The sequence below is a fragment of the Synechococcus sp. Minos11 genome, assembly GCF_014279855.1.
GTDB lineage: Bacteria > Cyanobacteriota > Cyanobacteriia > PCC-6307 > Cyanobiaceae > RCC307.
Genome location: NZ_CP047953.1, coordinates 1,849,636 through 1,867,606, shown reverse-complemented (window position 1 = coordinate 1,867,606; position 17,971 = coordinate 1,849,636). Strand labels below are relative to the sequence as shown.

Sequence of the window (17,971 nt, the reverse complement as noted above, 5' to 3'; positions counted from 1 at the left end):
AGGGCGTTGAGCGAGAGCAGCTTTGATCTGCAGTCCTGGCTGCAGCAGCAAGGGGTCAGTGCTGAGCACGCCAGGGGTCGCTTCTTTTGCAAATGGCTTGCGGCTGATCAGCTCGAGCGGTTGCAAGCGGAGGCCGAAGGCTTGCAAGCCTTGATCCCCTGCGCCGACTTCCTGGTGCTGCCAAGACCCTTGGCCCTGGGTTTGGCCCGCGGGCGGGCCCTGTTGGTGCTCGATTGGCTCGATTTGGCTGGAGGCGACCGCGACGGCTGGGAGCGCCTTGGTCGCGGCCTAGCCCAGCTGCATCGGCGCAGCCTGGAGCTCACACCCGCCCCTGGATTGTTTGGTTGGCATGACGACCGTTGGATCGGTGCTGGGATCCAGCGCGGAGGCTGGCAACGCAGCTGGGGAGCGTTCTTTTGCCAGCAGCGTTTGGCCGATCAATTCCAGCGGCTTGAGGCCCAAGGTCTGCGGTGGCCCCAGAGCGAGAGGTTGCTGGAGCTGTTGCCGCCTTGGCTGGAGCAGCACCAACCAGAGCCATGTTTGGTGCATGGCGACCTTTGGCCTGGCAACGCGGGCGTGCTTCGTGATGGCCGCCCCTGCCTCTATGACCCGGCGGTGTCCTACAGCGATCGCGAGGTGGACCTGGCCATGGCCCGAATGTTTGGCGGTTTGCCTGAGGCTTTTTTTGGGGCCTACAACGACGAATGGCCGCTGCCAGCAGGAGCTGAGCAGCGGCTCATCGCTTACAACCTTTTCCATCTCCTCAATCACGCCAACCTGTTTGGCGGCTCCTATATCGATCAGAGCCGCCGCAGTGTTGAGGCGTTATTGCGGTTGCTCTGAGCCTCAGCCCAGGTACTCCTGACGCAGTTTGGTGATGCTTTGGACTAGCTCTTCGCGTTTGGTGCTGGTGCGCAGGTTGTTCCAGCTCCAGCTGCCAACCACCACCAGGCCCAGCAGTTCCAGCAGTCCAGGAACCACAGGCAGCAGGTTGATGGTGTCCAGAACCCCTTTGATCAGGATCTGAGCCACGATCACGGCGATCAGGATGCCGGCGGCTTTGCCGATCCGGCCCATCTGATTCCAATCGACGCCGTCGAGAGCGGTGTTGATTTTGCCGAGGACTTCGGCGTAGCGCTCCTTGAACTCGCCTGCCTTGGCTTGCAGGTCGACGCCCCCATCGGCGGTCGTCTCAGCGACCACCTCCTGCGCCTCAGTTTTGACTTCGGTGGTCTCCGTCATGGAGGTTGGAAATGAATCTGCTGGTCAAGTTATCGAGCCCCAACCGGTTTCACCAGCTCTGCTGGAGCTCAATGGGCATTGGCTGATGGTTCTTGAGCGCGATTTGCGCAGCGCTTGGCCCAATGAGGGGTGTGCCCTGCTGCTTGGCGAGCCTGGTCGAGTGCACTGGGTCTGGCCCTGCCTCAATGCCTGGCAGCCGGGTGCGCATCAAGCCCCAGAGTTAAGTCGCCGCAACCGTTTCAGTATTGACCCCGCCGAGTTAGTGACAGCCCAGCGTTGGTGCCGTGATCGTCACTGGCAGCTGCTTGGAGCGGCCCATAGCCACCCCACCGGACCGGTGATGCCGTCGGCGGAGGACCTCAATTGGGGCTGGCCCGGGGCGCTGATGTTGATTCGCGGTTATGCCCCATTGGCTTGGGGCGCCTGGTCTCTGCAGGGTGAGCAGGGCCGCTTGCAGGCCCAATCGCTGCGCTTGCAGCTCACCGGTGACGGGCATTTGGGAAAGTAGAGGATCCGCTGGGTTGCTCCAGCGCTTGTGATCCACCCCCATGCTTCCCCCTGATATCAGCGGCGTCGAGCTCAGTCCCGACGAAATCGCCCGCTTCTCTCGGCATCTGATCCTGCCGGAAGTGGGGATGGAGGGCCAGAAGCGGCTCAAGGGGGCCTCGGTGCTGTGTGTCGGCACCGGTGGTCTGGGCTCGCCGCTGCTGCTGTATCTGGCGGCAGCTGGTGTCGGCCGCCTCGGCATCGTGGATTTCGATGTGGTGGATCACAGCAACCTGCAGCGGCAGGTGATCCATGGCACCAGCTGGGTGGGTAAGCCCAAGATCGAATCGGCCAAGGCCCGCATCCACGAAATCAATCCCCACTGTCAGGTGGATCTCTACGAGACCGCCCTCACCAGTGAGAACGCGCTGGAGATCATTCGTCCCTACGACATCGTTTGTGACGGCACCGACAACTTCCCGACGCGCTACCTGGTCAATGACGCCTGCGTGCTGCTCGGCAAGCCCAATGTCTATGGCTCGATCTTCCGTTTTGAAGGTCAGGCCACGGTGTTCAACCTGGATGCTGAAAGCCCCAACTACCGGGACCTCTTTCCCGAGCCGCCACCACCGGGATTGGTCCCCTCCTGCGCCGAAGGCGGCGTGGTGGGTGTGTTGCCGGGAATCATTGGGGTGATCCAGGCCACCGAAGCGGTCAAGATCATCACTGGCATCGGCACCACCCTCAGCGGCCGTTTGCTGCTGTTCGATGCCCTCAAGATGAGCTTTCGGGAGCTCAAGTTGCGGCCTAGCCCCGAGCGGCCGGTGATCGACAAACTGATCGACTATCAGGAGTTCTGTGGGGTGGGTGGAACCGCTCCCGGTCAAGAGGAGGCAGGTGCTGTGGAAACCATCAGCGTTGGTGAGCTCAAAACACTGCTCGATTCCGGCGGCGATGACATCGTGCTGCTGGACGTGCGCATGCCCCAGGAAGCCGAGATCGCCACGATCCCCGGGGCGGTGTTGGTGCCCCTCGATCAGATCGAAAACGGCACGGCGATTGAGCAGGTGCGCGAGCTGACAGCCGGCAAACGCCTCTACGCCCACTGCAAGTTGGGCGGCCGCAGTGCCAAGGCCTTGATTGCCCTCAAGCGCGAAGGCATCGAAGGCACCAACGTCTCCGGCGGCATTGATGCCTGGAGCCAGAAGATTGATCCCTCGGTTCAGCGTTACTGAGCCAGGCGGGCCGGGATTGGGTTAAGCAGGAGATGGTCGCCTGCAGCTGTGTTTCCTCTCCTGCTGCCCCTGCGCCTTTGGCCCCACCTGCGCCGTCAGCGTTGGCGGGTTGTCTTGGCTGTGCTCACGGTGCTGCCGGATCCCTTGCTGATGGTGGGGATCCCGGTGCTGTTGCAGCTGGTGATCGACCGGGTTCTGGCCGATCAAGGCGGCATCGACATCCTGCCGCTGCTGCTGTTGCCCTGCGCCTGGTTGCTGGTGGCAGTCGCCTGTAATGGGGCGTCGGTAAATCTGTTTGCGGCCCTGGGCAGTCGGCTCGGCACGGACTTTCGCCAGCGCTTGTTCAATCACCTGCTCGAGCAACCGCTGGATCGCCGCTGGACTCCCGGTGATGAACAAGCGCTGCTGACCCAGCAAATTCCCACCCTGGAAAACGTGGTGGTGGTGCAGCTTCCGCTGTTCATTTGGACCGTGGCGCAGATCCTGCTGGGGGTGTTGCTGCTGCTGCAAACCGACTGGCGCTTGGCCCTGGTGGCGGTGGTGTTGACCCCGTTGCTGCTGCTCTCTCAGGTGGCCTTTACTCCCGCCTTGGCCAGGCGTGAGCAGCAGCGGGTGAGCCGTGCAGCGCTGCTGCTGGCCTATGCCGCGGAGCGCCTGCGCGGCCGCGAAGTGGTGGATTTGTTTGGCTTGAAAGCCAGCACCAGTGAGGGATTCGCTGCTGGTAATGGCGCCCTGATGCGCGCGGCCCGCCGCGTCGGCATGGTGTCGGGGGTGCAGAGCGCCGCCCTGACGGCCTCGGCGTTGCTGACCTTGGTGAGCGTCTTTGCCTTGGGCTGTTGGTTGATGCTCGCCGGCCAGCTGAGTGTTGGCCAGTTGGTGGCGTCCATGGGCATTGCCACAGCAATGGTGAGCGGCATGTGGCAGCTCGGCAGCTCCCTGCTGCCGCTGCAAGCGGGCAGCACCGCCTTGGATCTGCTGCAACAGCAGTTGCAGCAGGCCAGCAGGCAATGCGCCCAGGCCGCCAGCGTCTTGCCAGCGCCGCCGCCGCTCAGCCAGGGGTTGGTGCTCGATCAAGTTCAGTTCCGCTACCCAGACGGTGGCGGTTTGACCGACCTCTGTTTGACCATCCCCGCCGGCAGTTCCTTAGCGCTGGTGGGCCCCAGCGGTGGCGGCAAAAGCACCGTTCTGCGGTTGTTGCTGCGCCAGCTGCAGCCCCAGTTTGGGAGCCTCAAAGTCGATGGCATCGATCTCAACAGCACGGGCCGTGAGCAGTGGCTGCATCAGGTGGCGCTGGTGCCCCAAGAGAGCGATTTGTTTGATCTCAGCATTGCCGACAACATTCGTCTGGGGCGGCTTGAGGCCAGTGATGCCGAGGTGGCGGCAGCTGCCGAAGCGGCCGAGTTGGGCAGCTTTGTGGCGTGCTTGCCCGAGGGCTTGAACACCGTGGTTGGCCCTGGCGGCGGGCGGCTGTCAGGCGGCCAGCGTCAACGCATTGCGATCGCCCGCGCGATCGTTCGCGACCCCAAGCTGCTGCTGCTCGATGAGGCCACCAGCGCTCTGGATCCTGGAACGGAAGAGGCCATCAATCGCACTTTGGCGCGCTTAGGCCAAGGGCGCACGGTGGTATCGGTCTTGCACCGGCTGCGGGCGGCCGCGGCGATGGATCAGGTGGCGGTGATCGCCGATGGGCGGGTTGTTGAGCTGGGACATCACAACGCGCTGCTGGCCGAAGGCGGCCTCTACGCCAACTTCTGGCACCGGCAGATGAGTGGCTTCGACATCAGCGCCAGCCATCGGGTGCGCATTACGGCCGACCGTCTTGCCTCGATTCCCCTCTTCCATGGGGTGGAGAAGGCTGTCCTGCGCTGGCTGGCAGCAGAGTTTGTGAGCGAGCGGGTGCGGCCTGGGGAAGAGGTGTTTCGTGAGGGCGATCCACCCGACAGTTTTTATGTGGTGGTGGCCGGCACCCTGGAGGTGCTTCAAGACGATCTCTGGGGCGGAGTGCCCATCAAGCAAGGGGTTGTGGAAGAAGGGGATTTCTTTGGCGATGCCGGACTGCTGGAGGACAGGCCGCGGGCGGTCACGGTGCGGGCGCGCGGAGAAGGTCTTTTGCTCAGGCTCGACCGTGACCGCTTTTTGGATCTGTTGGAGCGCGATCCGGATTACCGCCGCTTTTTCAACCACTCAGCGCAGGCCAGCGTTTAGCGATAGGGCGCCAGGCCAAAGCCTTCGGAGGCACTGCGTGAACCAGGTTGTGGAGCCCGCTGCACCACCTGGGGTTGCCGTTGCAGCGGCTGCCCGCCAGAGGCGCGCTGCAGCAACCGGCCGCAGCCACCGGCGTTGTTGATGGCGGCTTGGATTTGATTGGGACGAATCTGTTGGTACCAACCACTCGGCCAACCCTGCTTGGCACCCAACGCCTGCACAAAGCGGTAGGACTGCATTTGGGTGGCCCGTCCCTCGGAATGCAGGCAATAGCCAAGGGCTAAATCAACGGCGGCTTCTTGAGGCATGGCCATGGCCTGGGCTGGAAGCCACAGCGCCGGGGTGAGCAGAACGGGCAGAAAACGCATGGTGGGCATGGATCGAGGTCAACCGCAGTAACGCTGGAAGAGGCTCAACACCTGGTCCGGGTCGAGCTTGGCGGTGTAGCGCGCCTCCAGCTCGGAGAGCCGGCGCGAGGCCGGGTAGAGCTGCAGGGAGGCCAACTCCTGCGGATAGCGCCGAGCCAGGGTGCGAGCCATTTGGCGATGCAGGGCTGGTCGGGTCAGCGAGCGGCCGTAGCAGGCCTGCATGCGGTGGGCGGCTTCGTGGGCCAAGGTGTCCCACACCGCTGCCGGGTTCTGGTGGACCCGGCAGATCACGATTTGATCGCTGGGCCGGTGATACAGCCCCTGCACCCTGGGCAGGGAGTTGCAGTCCCGCTGAACGACGCGAGCGCCCTTGGCCTCCAGGCGTTGACGCAGCGCATCGATGGCCTGCCAGTTGCGGCTGTGGGCTGGTGTCGCTGAGCTGACACCAACACCGAGAACGGCAAGCAGGGAGAGAGCAACGCGCATCAGAAGAGCGTTGCTCAAAGTCGTGGCCAGGGTGTGACTGGGGAGCCGCTCAGATGTGACAGAACCTTGGCGTTTAGTAATCGACGCCCCGTTTGAGGTCGACGCCGCGTTCGGCGTAGTGCTTGTGGCAGACCATCTCGGAGTGAACGCTGGCTAGATCGAAGTAAGCCGGCAGGTTTTTGCAGCGGCCCGTGATGATCACCTCGGTGTCGCGTGGTTTGCGCAACAGGGTTTGCATGATCGGTTCGACGGGCAGCAGCTCGAGGTCCACCGTTGGATTGAGTTCGTCGAGGATCACCGTTTTGTAGAGCCCGCTGGCAATGGCAGCGCGGGCGATTTCCCAGGCCCGTTCGGCTTCCACGTAGTCGATTGGCTGCTGCTGACCGCGCCAGACGATGGCATCACGGCCGGAGCGCAGGTGATCCACCAGGTGGGGATAGCTCTCGCGCAGCGCTGCAATCGCGCTGTCCTCGGTGTAGCCCTTGCCGCCTTTGAGCCACTGCAGGATCAGCACGCGGTGGCTCTTGTCTTGGCTGATGCCTTTGCCGATGGCTTGCAGCGCTTTGCCCAGGGCACTAGTGGATTTGCCCTTGCCTTCACCGGTGTAGATCTCGATGCCCTCCATGCCCAGCTGGCTGGGCCCCTCGTGGAGATGGGGCCGCATCTCAGAGTGCAGATCGGCAAGGTTGACCAAGGAGCGCGGAGCTCCGCGGCCGGTGGCAATCACCTCAAGGCCCGGTGGCTTGGCCGCCAAGGTGCGCACCACGTCTTCTTCATCGAGCAGCCCCAGGTTGAGCAGGGGGTTGAGCTCATCGAGCACCACCACCGAATAGAGGGCACTGGCGAGAGCCCCTTTGGCGATATCCCAGCCCCGCTGCGCTTCTTGGCGGTCAAAACGGGTGACTTCATCGGCAGTGAAGAAGTCGGCGCGGCCAGTTCTAACCTGGTCGATGAGATGGGGGAAACCCTGTTGCAGCGCCTCAATGGCGGAGTCTTCGGCGTAGGCCCGGCCTGGCCCTTTGAGAAAGCGCAGCAGCAAAACGCGGGTGCGCTTTTTCTCGCAGATGCCAAGACCAATGGTGCGCAGCACCACGCCAAGGGCGGCCTGGCTTTTGCCTTTGCCCTCTCCGTCGTAGACGTGCAGTTGACCGCGCAGGCGCTCGTCGCCACCGGCTGCTGTGCGAATGCCGATGCCCCGGCCGGTGGTTGCTGTCACAGCGCCCTTTGTCGATGACCTGGGTTGGCCCAGCGAGCCTAAGCGGGCCTCTTGGGGCTTGCCGTGTTTTTTGATCCTCCTTGCATCAAAAACAGCTGGGATGTCCAGGTGCTCTGGATCGTCAGTAGCTGTGGGCTTGAGGACCTGCAGAGATGGTTAACAACGCTTTTGGTTAAGCCCTGATTTCGTACTACTTGGACTGCGATTGGCCGCATGGATGAAGCGCTTGACCTTGCTGGGATTGCTGAGCCCAGTGGCCTTGTTGGCGGCCTGTAATCAGCCCTCTCCCAAAGCGATGGCTCCCGCTCCTCAACCAGCACCCGCCCAGGCCCCTGCGCCGATGCCTGCCAACGCTCCCGTCGCGGTGTCTGCTGGAGAAGCCGAGCTGACAAAACAAGGGCTTTCTGCCTGCGCTGATGTGTTGCGCGGTCAAGGCTTTTTTGTGACTGATAAGGAGATTGATCGACCGCTGTATGAGTTTGATGCGATTAAAGAGAACCAGAAATGGAAGATTAAAATGAGTGGTAATTGCGAGATTGTTTTACAGAAACTTGATTGACCTTGGAGTTCTTCTTCGGGAGCTCTTGGCTGATATTCGGGGCCGATTATTTTGATGCCTCTTGAGCACCAAGCTCTGTTGTTTGTGGCGATTGCGGTTGTTGCTTGGATTTCCGCAACATTGCCTTGGCTGCGACTGCCAACGTCAGTCCTCGAGATAGCTCTAGGTGCTGTATTGGGCCCCCATGGGTTCAACTTTGATCAACCAGGTTCGGCATTGGAATTGCTGTCCAATCTGGGCCTGGGATTTCTATTTCTTCAGGCTGGGTTTGAGCTCGATCCCAAGGCCTTTTTGTCTGGTGGACTGCGCCTTGGTCTGACCAGTTGGCTGTTGTCGATTCCCCTGGCCCTAATGGTTGCTGGGCTCTTGATCGTGCTTGGTGAAATTTCCCATCAAGCCTTGCCTTGGGTGTCACTGGCGGTGATCACCACCTCAATGGGGATGGTGCAGCCCCTGCTGCGGGATCGCGAGCTGTTGCCGAAGGCCTATCGCTCGTTGGTGATGGTGCACGCCGGAATTGGAGAGGTGGTGCCGATCGTTTTGCTGAGCATCCTTGAGGGCCGCCGCTCACAGATGGGCTTCACCCTGCTTCACTTTCTGGGGTATTTGCTGATTGCCTTGGCGTTGATGGGGGTGGCGGCGTATTACCGCGGCAGCCTCAATCGTTTGTTGGTGCGCACCATGGATGGCAGCTCCCAACTGCCCATGCGCTATGCCATTGGCTTGTTGGTGGCCATGGTGGCGCTGGCCCATCTGCTCAATATTGATGCTGTGCTGGGCGCCTTGGTGGCTGGGGTGTTGCTTCGCTTCAGCACCAACGCCGATATTTGGCACAAATTGCAGGCCCGCATTGATGGTGTGGGCGCTGGCTTCTTGGTGCCGATCTTCTTTGTTGTCACGGGCATGAGCCTCGACTTTGCCCCGGTGCTGGCAGAGCCCCGACGCTTGGTTTGGATCCCCTGCTTGATGCTGTTGATGCTGCTGGTGCGCGGGGTGCCAGTGGTGGTGATGACCCGCAAGCACCTGCCTGATGTCCGGGCCCGCCTCGCCTTGGGGCTGGATATCGCCACCCAGTTGCCGCTGCTTTTGGCTGTGGTGGTGTTGGCGGAACGCCAAGGGGTGATTGAGATGTCGTTTGCCACCTTGCTGATTGCTGCGGCGATGGCCACCGTGCTCGTCTTCCCGGCGTTGGCGAGTGCGCTGTTGGCCCGTTGCGCTCCGCCCGACCAGCCCAATCCCCAAGTCACTAGCCTGATCTGACCAGCAGGTTCCTGTGGTGTTTCGGCAGCTGGAATCACTAACCGCGGCGGATCAAGGCCAGCTCGATCGGCTCAGGCAACGGATTCGCCAGTTTGGTCGTGTTTGCGTGGCCTATTCCGGCGGTGTCGATAGCGCGCTTGTGGCCGCGATAGCCCAGGAGCAACTGGCTGAAGCAGCCCTAGCCGTCACGGGTATTTCACCGGCTTTGGCGCCTCACTTGCGGGAGGAAGCCAGGCTGCAAGCTCAATGGCTAGGGATCGCCCACCAGGAGGTGTTGACCGCTGAGCTGCAGGATCCGGCGTATGCCACCAACCCCACGGATCGCTGCTACGCCTGCAAACGCGAGTTGCACCGCCATCTCGCTGAGATCAGCCGCGCGGCCGCGGGAGCGCAGGTGCTCGATGGCGTCAACCACGATGATCTCGGCGACCATCGCCCCGGCATTGATGCCGCCCGCGAAGCAGGTGTTTGCTCACCTCTTGCGGAGCTGCAGATTGATAAGGCGTCGGTGCGGCGCTTCTCGAAAGCGTTGGGATTTCCCTGGTGGGATAAGCCAGCGCAGCCTTGTTTGGCCTCCCGGTTCCCCTATGGCGAAGGCATCACGGCCTCGCGCCTCAGCCGGGTGGCCCAAGCCGAACGCTGGTTGCAACAGCGGGGCTTTGATCAAGTGCGGGTTCGCTCCCAAGGGGAGACCGCCCGCATTGAAGTGCCGGCCGTGCGGTTGGCGGAGCTGATGCAGGAAGACCTGCGCCAAGAGTTGGTGCAAGTCTTCCTGCAATTTGGATTCACCGCCGTGAGCTTGGATTTGGAAGGGTTGGTGAGCGGCAAGCTCAACCGCTCCCTTCAGCCAATCGGCACCGACGTCTGACGCTCACTGTCCACCAGGCTGGCGGGGGTACGACGCCGGAAGCTGCGCAAGCTTTGGTGGCCTGAGCCCAGCTCTTCACTGAGGACGGCGCATGCTTTCTCCGGCATGGTGTGGTCACCACAGGTGAACACATCCACAGCGGCATATCCCGCTTCAGGCCAGGTGTGGATTGAGATGTGGGATTCCGCCAGCAGGGCCAGGCCCGTTACGCCTTGGGGCTGGAATTGGTGGGTGATGAGATTCAGAAGTGTGGCGCCAGCCCGTTCGGCTGCTTGGGTGATGGCGCTTCTGAGAAAGACTTCGTCGTCGAGCTTGCTGGAGTCGCAGTCGTAGAGCTCGAGAATGCAGTGTTTTCCCACCATGTCCATGGGGACAGGCTGCGTGTTGGGGGAGGTGCTCGAGAGGCGTCCTGGATCAGGGTGCAGAACTGAGGGTTGTGCCAATTGAATCGGGCAAACAAAAGAGCTAATAACCTTACCTCCAGCTCAGCGCAAAATTGTGTTGCCAATAGCCAACAACCGCCGCACCTCTGCCACCACCGCTGGGTTGACCGTTGGGGAGCTGCTGTTGATTTTGTTGGTTGCAGGCGTGGCTGTCGGCGGCACGGTGTTGGCGTTCCTTGGCTTCTCCTCGCCGCCAGCTGAGCAGCAGGCTGCTCCGGTGCTTATGCCGCAGGAAGAACAGCCCCAGCCCTGACTTCCACCAGCTGCGCCCGTTGCTGCCAGTCGGCTACGCAACTTTGCAGGTGCGTGGCACTCACCAAACATTGATGGCCTTCGCCAACGGCCTCGAGCAGCAGTTGTTGCCGTTGGGGGTCCAGTTCGGCCAAGACATCGTCGAGCAGCAGCAGGGGCGGCACCCCACTGAGGCTGGTGACCAGCTCCAGTTCGGCCAGCTTGAGCGCGAGCACCAGGCAGCGTTGCTGGCCTGCGGAGCCGAGCCGACGTGCCGGCTCCCCCCCGAGCAGCAGGGCCACGTCATCCCGTTGTGGCCCAACGCTGCAATACCCCAAACGGGCCTCCTGCGGCCGTTGTTCTTGCAGTTGATTCAGCAGGCATTGCTGCCACACATGCTCGTCTTCGTCGCCGTTGAGCTGGGTGCCGGGTTGGTAGAGCAGTTGCAGCTGTTCGCGTCCGCCACTGAGCCGTTCTTGCCAAGGGGCAGCCAAGGGTTCCAGCCGTTTGAGGGCGCGGTGGCGGCGACGATGCAGGCGAGTTCCGATCACCGCCAACTGGTGGTCAAAGGCATCCAACAACTCATCGCGGTTGCTGAGTTGGCGTTTGAGCAGTTGTGAGCGTTGCCGCAGGAGCCGTCCATGGCGGCTCAGCAATTCGCCGTAGACGGGTTCGAGTTGTTGCACGACGCGGTCGAGCCAATCGCGCCGGCCCGCTGGTTCATCGCGCACCAAGCTCAGATCGAGGGCACTGAATCCAACGCAGCGCAGCGGCCCAATCAGATCAGCGTGGCGCTCCAGCAGCTTTCCGTTGCGCTGAACCCGGCGCCCCCCTTGGCGCCTGAGTTCGATCGCCAACTCATCTGCGGCTTCCTCTCCCACCCACGCTTTGAGCCTGCTGCTGGTCTCCCCGCGTTGGATCAGATCGCGATCTTGACTGCAGCGGTGGGAGCGCAGGCTGGCCAGCAGCTCAACAGCTTCCAGCAGGTTGGACTTGCCCTCGCCGTTATTGCCGAGCACCAGCAGCCGCGGCGCATCCAGCTCCAGATGCAGCTCCGCATAGTTGCGAAAACGGCTCAGCTCCAGGCGGTGGAGAAGGATGGGGGCAGGGCCACTCAGCAGCTAACGTAAGCAATGAGGGCATGTAGCTCAGTTGGATAGAGCGTCAGATTCCGGTTCTGAATGTCGGGGGTTCGAGTCCCTCCATGCTCGTGAGCCTTTTCCTCTGGTCTTTCGCTAAAGATCCAGGCCCATGACACGGATCCCATTGGGGTCCGTAATGAAGTCAAACGTCTCCAGCACCTCAATGGCTTGCGGTGGTGAGGCCAGCGAAATGCTGCAACCGGGGAGCTCTTTGCGCAGACGGCTTAAAGCGGCGTGCACCAACACAGCCAGCAGTCGTTTGGCCTGCGGCTCGTCGGGCACAACGCCCAGATCCCAAAGATTGGCGTTGAGGGCTTGATCACTGGTCACGCGCACAAATCCCACCAGCTGGTCGTTGCGCAGCAGCCGCACGGTCCAGGCACTGGCTTGCAATGCTCGGGCAATGGTGTTGTCGCTGCGCACCGGAGCGCCGCATTGCTGCAAGAAACGGTTGACCGCGGGTGCATCAGCGGGCTGATCTTCCATCACCAAGACAAACCCTTCAGGCAGGCGAGGGGCCGGCGGCTGACTGCGGAAGTAAGGCATCATCGCTGCTGCCTCAACCGGTGTTGCGCAGGCCAGCGGCAATTCCGTTGATGGTGAGCAAGGCACCGCGCAGCAGCTCACCTCGGCTGTAGGTGCGCGTATCGCTCAGATCGGATTCATTCATGGGGGGCTGGCGGTTCTGGTTGCGGAGCCTCCGCAGCAGGGCCACTTGCAAAAAGCCCAGGGGCACGATCGTCCGATTGCGCAACTCCACCGAGAGTTGCAGCGGTGGGTCGCCATCGAGCAGTCGTTCATGGCCGGTGATCTTGAGCACCAGCTCCTTGGTGAGGCTGTACTCGGCAGCGATGGTGGCGAAGATCTCTTGGAAGGCATCGGCGCGGTCAGTACTGCCAAGGGAGTCGACGTAGTACTTCGCCAAGGACAGGTCCACCTTCGCCAGGGTCATCTCCACCTTGCTGATCAGCATGCGGAAGAAGGGCCAGCGCTGGTAGAGGGTGCGCAGGGTGTCGAGCTGCTCACCGTCGTCACCCAATTCCTCGCGGATGGCGGCGCCCACACCAAACCAGCTGGGCAGCAGGAAGCGGCTTTGGGTCCAGCCGAACACCCAAGGAATGGCCCGCAGTGAGGACAGATCCCGGGCGCCCGTGCGGCGCCGGGCCGGCCTCGAGCTGATTTGCAGCTTGCTGATTTCTTCAATCGGGGTGACCTGCTCAAAGAAGGCCACCAGATCCGGGTGCTCATGCACCAGGGCGCGGTAGTGCTGACGCGAGCGTGAAGCCAGCCGTTCCATCAGCTCATTCCAGCTGGGGGTGTCGTCCACGCCACTGGAGAGCAAGCTGTTTTGAAGCACAGCGGTGGTCACCGTCTCGAGGTTGTAGAGCGCCAGTTCCGGCAAGGCGTACTTCGAGGCCAGCACCTCCCCTTGTTCTGTGATCTTGATCCGGCCTTTGAGGGTGCCGCTGGGCTGGGCCAGGATCGCTTGATAGGCCGGGCCACCACCACGGCTCACCGAGCCGCCGCGTCCGTGGAAGATGCGCAGGCTGATGTTGTGCTCACTGCACAGCGATTGCAGGGCGATTTGGGCCCGGTGGATTTCCCAGTTGCTGGAGAGGAAGCCGGAGTCTTTGTTGCTATCGGAGTAGCCGAGCATCACCTCCTGCAGCGGCACTTCCTCGTTGGCGAGCAGTCGCTTGTAGAAGGGCCGAGCCATCACAGCGCCCATCACCTCAGGGGCGCAGCGCAAGTCTTCCACCGTTTCAAACAGTGGAATCACCTGCAGGCGTGTGGTGCCTTCCACCGGATCTACCAAGCCGGCCTCTTTGGCTAGCAGCAGCACCTCCAGCAGATCCGACTCCGTGTGACTCATCGAGATCACATAGGTGCGGCAAATCCGCTGCCCAAATTCCTCTTGGAGCCGCCGCAGCATTTGGAAGACGGCAAAGGTTTCCGCCGTGGCATCACTCCAAAGCGGACCGGTGGGAATCAGTGGCCGCCTGGTTTGCAGCTGCTCCAGCAGCCACTCCACCCGCTGCGGCTCCTCCATGGCCTCATAGTCCTGGGGTAGTTGCAGGTAGCGGGTGAGCTCGGCAAGGGCTTCGCTATGGCGGGTGCTCTCCTGGCGAATATCGAGGGAGGCCAGACAGAACCCAAAGATCTGCACCTGGCTGAGCAGGCGATTCAGCGGTTCGCAGCTCAAGCCGGTGGCTTCCAGGCTGGTGCGAACCAGTTCCAGATCACTTCGGAAGTCCTGGTAGGTGCTGTAGTGCAGCTCCTGCTGCGGGGTCAGGCTGCTGCTGAGGGTTTGTTCCTCCGGCTCGGTGGCGCTCAGGGGAGATTCCCAGCCCAATTCAGACAGTTGCGCGTTGCGCTCGTGGGTGAGCTCCAGGCGCTGCAGCACGTAGCAGAGCTTCAGCCGGTAGGGCTCAAGCCGGTAGCGAGCCGCCAGTTTTTCGTAGATCTCCGGGAACCGCAGCCGGTCCATCTCCAGGGACTCCAGCAGTGCCGGACTCACCTGGCTCCATTGCATGGAAATGCTCAGCTGGTTACGTAGGTTGCGCACCGAGCTCAGGTAGCGCTCCAGCATCAACTGGCGCTGGTAACAGGCGGTGCGCCAGGTGATCTCCGGTGTGACCGAGGGGTTGCCATCGCGGTCGGAGCCCACCCATGAGCCGAAGGTGCAGAACCCGTCTTCCGGCGGTGTCACATCGGGGTAGGAGTCCTTCAGCGCCTTGCGGATGCGTTCATGTAGCAGTGGCATCGCCTGGAACAGCACCTGCTGGAAGAAGTGCAGGGCGTAATCCACCTCATCGAGCACCGATGGTTTGAACTGATGCAGTTCATCGGTGCGCCACCAGACGCGGATCTCTTCGAGCAGCTGCTGGCGCAACCCCTGGCGATCATCAAAGCTGTCGTTTTCGTCGTTCAACCCTTCCAGGCGCTGAATCAGATGGGCGACGCGGCGGTGCTTGTGGCGCACCGTGTGGCGAACAATCTCGGTGGGGTGCGCGGTGAACACCAGCCGCACATCAAGCTCCCGCAGCAGGGGCTCGAGTAGCCCGGGGGGCACATTGAGGGCGCGCAGCCGCTGGAACAGCCGCTGGAAGGTGGCGGGCTGGTCGTGGTTGGCCAGGTGGCCATTGAGGGTGTCGCTGATCGCGGCTTCCGCGATGTTGTCCTGGCTCATCGTGGCCAGGTAGCGGTCTTCCTCGATGTGCTGCTCGAGGATGTTGACCAGTTGGAAATAGAGGGAAAAAGCCCTGGCAGCAGCGATCGCTTCCGAGAGATCCATCGCCACGATCAGGTCGATGATCTGATCGGAAGTCTCGTCTTCGCGGCAGAGCTGCTTGAGCTGCAGCACCCGTGCGGCCTGCTCAGGCGGGCATTCGCTGCGCAGCACGTTGCCCCACAGCTCTTCGACCAGCTCCAAGCGTTCGTTCAGCTGACGCAGCGTGCGGCGACCGACGGGCTGGACTGTCTCGGTCTGCGAAGCCGGCATGCGCGAGGTCGAAGCAGTGGAAGACGTTTCGATCATCCCAAACCGTCCATCAGCAAGTCCTGCTCAAGGGCCGCCAGCGCCGCAATATCCGCGCTGAGGATGGCGGAGATGCTCTCACCGCTCTGCTGGCGCTGCAGCCATTGCATGGCGGTGTTTCCGCGCTCGAGCAGTGCTGGCAGGCGATCAAGCCAGGCCATGGCGGGCTGTTGGTCTCCCCAGGCGTTGAGGTCTTGGAGTTGGTCTTGGATCCACTGCCGCGCGCTGATGGAGCGGCCATCGCGCCAGTGGCGCAGCTCAGCATCCAGGCTGGTCAGGGCGGCTTGCTGGTCGTTGTGGTCGGCCAGCTCAGCCAGCTCAGCGGCGCTCAGCTCACTGCTGAATAGGGGATCTTCGCTCTGGCCCCGATCGATCAGTTGCAGCAGCCGCAATTCCGCAAACGCAGTGATGGCGAGTAGATCGCGCGGATCACTCACCAAATCGCAGACCCGCAGCTCGACGCGATTGAGCTGCTGCGGTCGCTCCGGTCCATTGGGACGCACCGATCCCCAGAAGTGACGCACGTTGCGCATCTGCCGTTGTTCCAGCTGGGTATGCATCCAATCGATGTAGTGCTGATGGTTTTCAAACAGCGGCACCTGCTGTGGGGTGATGGGGAATTGCCGCCAGCGTTGGGAGTGGGCCCCTGTGGCTTGGCCATCAAGGAACGGGGAGCTGGCACTGAGGGCCAGCAGCAGTGCGGCTTCGCAGCGCAGCAGCCGGCAGGCCGCCATGATCGTTTCGCTGCTCTCCAGACCAAAGTTGATGTGAACGCTGGCGGTCACCACACGGGTGCCGTAGCTGTCCTCGATGAACTGGTGATAAGGGTTGTCGGGATTGGAGCGCTCAAAGTGTTGGCTGTTGCCAAGGCTCAGGCTGCTCCCCGGCAGCAAGGTGAGCTGACGCTGTTGCAACCACTGGCGTAGGCGCTGGCGAGGCTCCAGCAAGTGCTGGAGTTGCGCTGCATAGGAGGCTTCGGGCGGTGTGATGTATTCCAGGTTGCGGCGGTCGGGCTCGGTGACGATCCCGTCGATGGCCGCGGCGGCTTCGCTGGAGCAGCCCACCACCGTGCCGTCGGGGCGGCCGGTGTACATCTCCACTTCAAAGCCCTTGAGCAAGCTTTGGCTCATGGCTGTTGGCCGGGCTCGAGGCAAGCCAGGGCCTTGAGCATGCCGCGGGCTTTGTTGAGGGTTTCCTCGTGCTCGGCGGTCGGCTGAGAGTCGGCCACAACGCCGGCTCCGGCTTGCACTTGCACCCGCCAACGCCCGTTGTCTCCGGGTTGCACCACCATCGTGCGGATCGTGATGGCGGTGTTGAGGGCACCACAGAGGTCCATCGAGCCATAGACCCCTGAGTAGGGGCCGCGGGCATCGGGTTCCAATTCATGGATCAGCTGCATAGCCCGAATCTTGGGTGCTCCGCTGACGGTGCCTGCTGGGAAGGACGCCCGCAGGAGATCCCAAACATCGTGCTGCGGCTGCAGATTGCCTTCCACCTGGGAGACGATGTGCATCACGTGGGAATAGCGCTCAATCAGCATCAGCTCCTTGACCGCAACGCTGCCGGGCTGGCAGACCCGGCCCAGGTCATTGCGGCCGAGATCCACCAACATCACGTGCTCGGCCCGTTCTTTGGGATCGGCGAGCAGCTCCGCTTCGAGGGCTTGATCCTCGGCGGCTGTGCTGCCGCGGCGACGGGTTCCAGCGATCGGCCGCAGCGACGCCACCACCCGGCCATCGTCTTGGGGGTCGGCTTTCACCATCACCTCGGGGCTGGAGCCAATCAGATGCCAGCCGTTGAAGCTGAAGAACCCCATGTAGGGCGATGGGTTCACCATCCGCAGACTGCGGTACAGATCGAAGGGGTCGTGGCTGACCTCCGCCTCCAAGCGTTGCGACAGCACCAGTTGGAAGACATCACCGGCGCCGATGTGGTCGCGAGCTTGGCGGACAGCGTCTTCAAAGGCGCTCTGGGAGGTGTTGCTGACCACCTTGAGCGATTGGGCGTCCTGCTCTTTCCAGGCCAGTGGCGTCAGGCCCGCCGGTAGGGGCTGCTGCAATTGGGTTTCTAGGGCATCCAGCCGCTGTTCAGCCGCCGCTCTGGCGGCTGCTTGATCGTCGTTTTGGCTGTGATCGGCGTAAGCCACAGCCGTCACTTGGCGCCGCACCTGGTCAAACACCAGCAGGGTGTCGCAGAACATCCAGCAGCCATCGGGCTGGTCGTCATCGCTGCGGGGATGCACCGGAACACTGGGCTCGACCCAGTGGATGAGTTCGTAACCCCAGAAGCCAAACAACTGACCCACCGGTGGAAGCCCAGGGATTGGGGCGCTTTTGTAGGGGGCGAGGCGTTGGCGCAGCAGTTCAAAGGGGTCGCCTTGGAGCGATTCGCGGCGCCCATCGCGGTGTTCCAGCCAGGCTTGATCGCCGCGCACACTCAGCACCCAAAGAGGGTCGCTGGCGACAAAACTCCAGCGGCCTAGATGCTCTCCGCCCTCGACCGACTCCAGCAAAACGCCATAGGGCCGGCCCTGGCCCACCTTCAGCCAGGTGCTCAGCGGCGTGTCCAGGTCCGCCGGCCAACGCCGCCACAGCGGCTCGAAGTTGGTAGTCGGATCGGGACTGGCCATCACAGGGCTTGGCAGAAAAAAAGGCGGGTCGTTCGACCCGCCTTTCTAAAGGATGTGGCGCCA

The 17,971-nt window shown here is 62.4% G+C and carries 18 protein-coding genes and 1 tRNA gene; 9 read left to right on the top strand and 10 right to left on the bottom strand.

Going from position 1 to position 17,971, the window contains the following annotated elements; genetic code table 11:
- Positions 1–6 precede the first annotated feature (6 nt).
- On the top strand, positions 7–843 hold the full coding sequence (locus SynMINOS11_RS10570) for a fructosamine kinase family protein (RefSeq protein WP_255445399.1): 837 nt from the start codon (positions 7–9) through the stop codon (positions 841–843).
- A gap of 3 nt (positions 844–846) precedes the next feature.
- Here the strand turns inward: SynMINOS11_RS10570 and SynMINOS11_RS10565 are convergent, their stop codons facing one another.
- Entirely contained in the window at positions 847–1,242 is a 396-nt protein-coding gene (locus SynMINOS11_RS10565) for a CAAD domain-containing protein (RefSeq protein ID WP_011936518.1), read from the bottom strand.
- An 85-nt stretch (positions 1,243–1,327) separates the two neighbouring features.
- Here SynMINOS11_RS10565 and SynMINOS11_RS10560 point away from each other — a divergent pair, with 85 nt between their 5' ends.
- The 3 genes from SynMINOS11_RS10560 to SynMINOS11_RS10550 are packed head-to-tail and all read left to right on the top strand — an operon-like array spanning position 1,328 to position 5,168.
- Positions 1,328–1,750 carry a M67 family metallopeptidase gene (locus tag SynMINOS11_RS10560; RefSeq protein WP_255445398.1) on the top strand — a complete coding sequence of 141 codons (423 nt, stop codon included), beginning with the start codon at positions 1,328–1,330 and terminating at the stop codon, positions 1,748–1,750.
- A gap of 40 nt (positions 1,751–1,790) precedes the next feature.
- Positions 1,791–2,963: a molybdopterin-synthase adenylyltransferase MoeB gene (moeB, locus tag SynMINOS11_RS10555; RefSeq protein WP_186548429.1), complete on the top strand. Its 1,173-nt coding sequence runs from the start codon at positions 1,791–1,793 to the stop codon at positions 2,961–2,963.
- Positions 2,964–3,011: 48 nt separating this feature from the next.
- Positions 3,012–5,168 carry an ATP-binding cassette domain-containing protein gene (locus SynMINOS11_RS10550; protein ID WP_186548427.1) on the top strand — a complete coding sequence of 719 codons (2,157 nt, stop codon included), beginning with the start codon at positions 3,012–3,014 and terminating at the stop codon, positions 5,166–5,168.
- Here the strand turns inward: SynMINOS11_RS10550 and SynMINOS11_RS10545 are convergent.
- From SynMINOS11_RS10545 to SynMINOS11_RS10535, 3 genes are all read right to left on the bottom strand, one after another.
- Positions 5,165–5,545 (bottom strand): hypothetical protein, encoded by a 381-nt coding sequence (locus tag SynMINOS11_RS10545; protein WP_186548425.1) that lies wholly within the window; start codon positions 5,543–5,545, stop codon positions 5,165–5,167. The two genes, SynMINOS11_RS10550 and SynMINOS11_RS10545, sit on opposite strands and share 4 nt — an antisense overlap.
- 9 nt (positions 5,546–5,554) lie before the next feature.
- A complete protein-coding gene (locus SynMINOS11_RS10540; protein ID WP_186548423.1) occupies positions 5,555–6,022 on the bottom strand; it encodes a hypothetical protein in 468 nt (155 codons plus the stop codon).
- Between the two features lie 73 nt (positions 6,023–6,095).
- A complete protein-coding gene (locus SynMINOS11_RS10535) occupies positions 6,096–7,271 on the bottom strand; it encodes a cob(I)yrinic acid a,c-diamide adenosyltransferase (RefSeq protein ID WP_043737344.1) in 1,176 nt (391 codons plus the stop codon).
- Between the two features lie 184 nt (positions 7,272–7,455).
- Between SynMINOS11_RS10535 and SynMINOS11_RS12785 the strand changes: the two genes are divergently transcribed.
- From SynMINOS11_RS12785 to larE, 3 genes are read left to right on the top strand one after another with little or no spacing between them, the layout of a single operon-like run.
- Positions 7,456–7,797 carry a hypothetical protein gene (locus SynMINOS11_RS12785; RefSeq protein WP_222929708.1) on the top strand — a complete coding sequence of 114 codons (342 nt, stop codon included), beginning with the start codon at positions 7,456–7,458 and terminating at the stop codon, positions 7,795–7,797.
- Positions 7,798–7,851: 54 nt separating this feature from the next.
- Positions 7,852–9,057 carry a cation:proton antiporter gene (locus SynMINOS11_RS10525; RefSeq protein WP_255445397.1) on the top strand — a complete coding sequence of 402 codons (1,206 nt, stop codon included), beginning with the start codon at positions 7,852–7,854 and terminating at the stop codon, positions 9,055–9,057.
- A 16-nt stretch (positions 9,058–9,073) separates the two neighbouring features.
- Positions 9,074–9,925, top strand: coding sequence for an ATP-dependent sacrificial sulfur transferase LarE (gene larE, locus SynMINOS11_RS10520; RefSeq protein ID WP_186548419.1), 852 nt, complete (start codon positions 9,074–9,076; stop codon positions 9,923–9,925).
- Here larE and speD read toward each other — a convergent pair.
- Positions 9,901–10,368 carry an adenosylmethionine decarboxylase gene (gene speD / locus SynMINOS11_RS10515; RefSeq protein WP_043737337.1) on the bottom strand — a complete coding sequence of 156 codons (468 nt, stop codon included), beginning with the start codon at positions 10,366–10,368 and terminating at the stop codon, positions 9,901–9,903. The two genes, larE and speD, sit on opposite strands and share 25 nt — an antisense overlap.
- Before the next feature lie 58 nt (positions 10,369–10,426).
- Here speD and SynMINOS11_RS10510 point away from each other — a divergent pair, with 58 nt between their 5' ends.
- On the top strand, positions 10,427–10,621 hold the full coding sequence (locus SynMINOS11_RS10510) for a hypothetical protein (protein ID WP_186548417.1): 195 nt from the start codon (positions 10,427–10,429) through the stop codon (positions 10,619–10,621).
- On the opposite strand, the gene recF is transcribed toward SynMINOS11_RS10510, so the two are convergent.
- Positions 10,590–11,684, bottom strand: a complete 1,095-nt coding sequence (gene recF / locus SynMINOS11_RS10505; RefSeq protein WP_255445551.1) for a DNA replication/repair protein RecF — start codon at positions 11,682–11,684, stop codon at positions 10,590–10,592. The genes SynMINOS11_RS10510 and recF overlap by 32 nt on opposite strands.
- Before the next feature lie 52 nt (positions 11,685–11,736).
- Here recF and SynMINOS11_RS10500 point away from each other — a divergent pair.
- Positions 11,737–11,810: transfer RNA gene (locus SynMINOS11_RS10500), tRNA-Arg, on the top strand.
- Between the two features lie 24 nt (positions 11,811–11,834).
- Here SynMINOS11_RS10500 and SynMINOS11_RS10495 read toward each other — a convergent pair.
- From SynMINOS11_RS10495 to SynMINOS11_RS10480, 4 genes are read right to left on the bottom strand one after another with little or no spacing between them, the layout of a single operon-like run.
- Entirely contained in the window at positions 11,835–12,287 is a 453-nt protein-coding gene (locus SynMINOS11_RS10495) for an N-acetyltransferase (RefSeq protein ID WP_370586165.1), read from the bottom strand.
- Between the two features lie 13 nt (positions 12,288–12,300).
- Positions 12,301–15,243: a phosphoenolpyruvate carboxylase gene (ppc, locus tag SynMINOS11_RS10490; protein ID WP_255445396.1), complete on the bottom strand. Its 2,943-nt coding sequence runs from the start codon at positions 15,241–15,243 to the stop codon at positions 12,301–12,303.
- A 32-nt stretch (positions 15,244–15,275) separates the two neighbouring features.
- On the bottom strand, positions 15,276–16,409 hold the full coding sequence (gshA, locus tag SynMINOS11_RS10485) for a glutamate--cysteine ligase (protein WP_186548413.1): 1,134 nt from the start codon (positions 16,407–16,409) through the stop codon (positions 15,276–15,278).
- Entirely contained in the window at positions 16,406–17,908 is a 1,503-nt protein-coding gene (locus SynMINOS11_RS10480) for an anthranilate synthase component I family protein (protein WP_186548411.1), read from the bottom strand. The genes gshA and SynMINOS11_RS10480 overlap by 4 nt, the downstream gene beginning before the upstream one ends.
- Between the last annotated feature and the right edge of the window lie 63 nt (positions 17,909–17,971).

Excerpts from the sequence above, each read along its gene's own strand:
- SynMINOS11_RS10565 (WP_011936518.1), bottom strand. The coding sequence starts at position 1,242 with ATGACGGAGACCACCGAAGTCAAAACTGAGGCGCAGGAGGTGGTCGCT.
- SynMINOS11_RS10560 (WP_255445398.1), top strand. The coding sequence starts at position 1,328 with ATGGTTCTTGAGCGCGATTTGCGCAGCGCTTGGCCCAATGAGGGGTGT.
- moeB (WP_186548429.1), top strand. The coding sequence starts at position 1,791 with ATGCTTCCCCCTGATATCAGCGGCGTCGAGCTCAGTCCCGACGAAATC.
- SynMINOS11_RS10545 (WP_186548425.1), bottom strand. The coding sequence starts at position 5,545 with ATGCCCACCATGCGTTTTCTGCCCGTTCTGCTCACCCCGGCGCTGTGG.
- SynMINOS11_RS10540 (WP_186548423.1), bottom strand. The coding sequence starts at position 6,022 with ATGCGCGTTGCTCTCTCCCTGCTTGCCGTTCTCGGTGTTGGTGTCAGC.
- SynMINOS11_RS12785 (WP_222929708.1), top strand. The coding sequence starts at position 7,456 with ATGAAGCGCTTGACCTTGCTGGGATTGCTGAGCCCAGTGGCCTTGTTG.
- SynMINOS11_RS10525 (WP_255445397.1), top strand. The coding sequence starts at position 7,852 with ATGCCTCTTGAGCACCAAGCTCTGTTGTTTGTGGCGATTGCGGTTGTT.
- SynMINOS11_RS10495 (WP_370586165.1), bottom strand. The coding sequence starts at position 12,287 with ATGCCTTACTTCCGCAGTCAGCCGCCGGCCCCTCGCCTGCCTGAAGGG.
- ppc (WP_255445396.1), bottom strand. The coding sequence starts at position 15,243 with ATGCCGGCTTCGCAGACCGAGACAGTCCAGCCCGTCGGTCGCCGCACG.
- gshA (WP_186548413.1), bottom strand. The coding sequence starts at position 16,409 with ATGAGCCAAAGCTTGCTCAAGGGCTTTGAAGTGGAGATGTACACCGGC.
- SynMINOS11_RS10480 (WP_186548411.1), bottom strand. The coding sequence starts at position 17,908 with ATGGCCAGTCCCGATCCGACTACCAACTTCGAGCCGCTGTGGCGGCGT.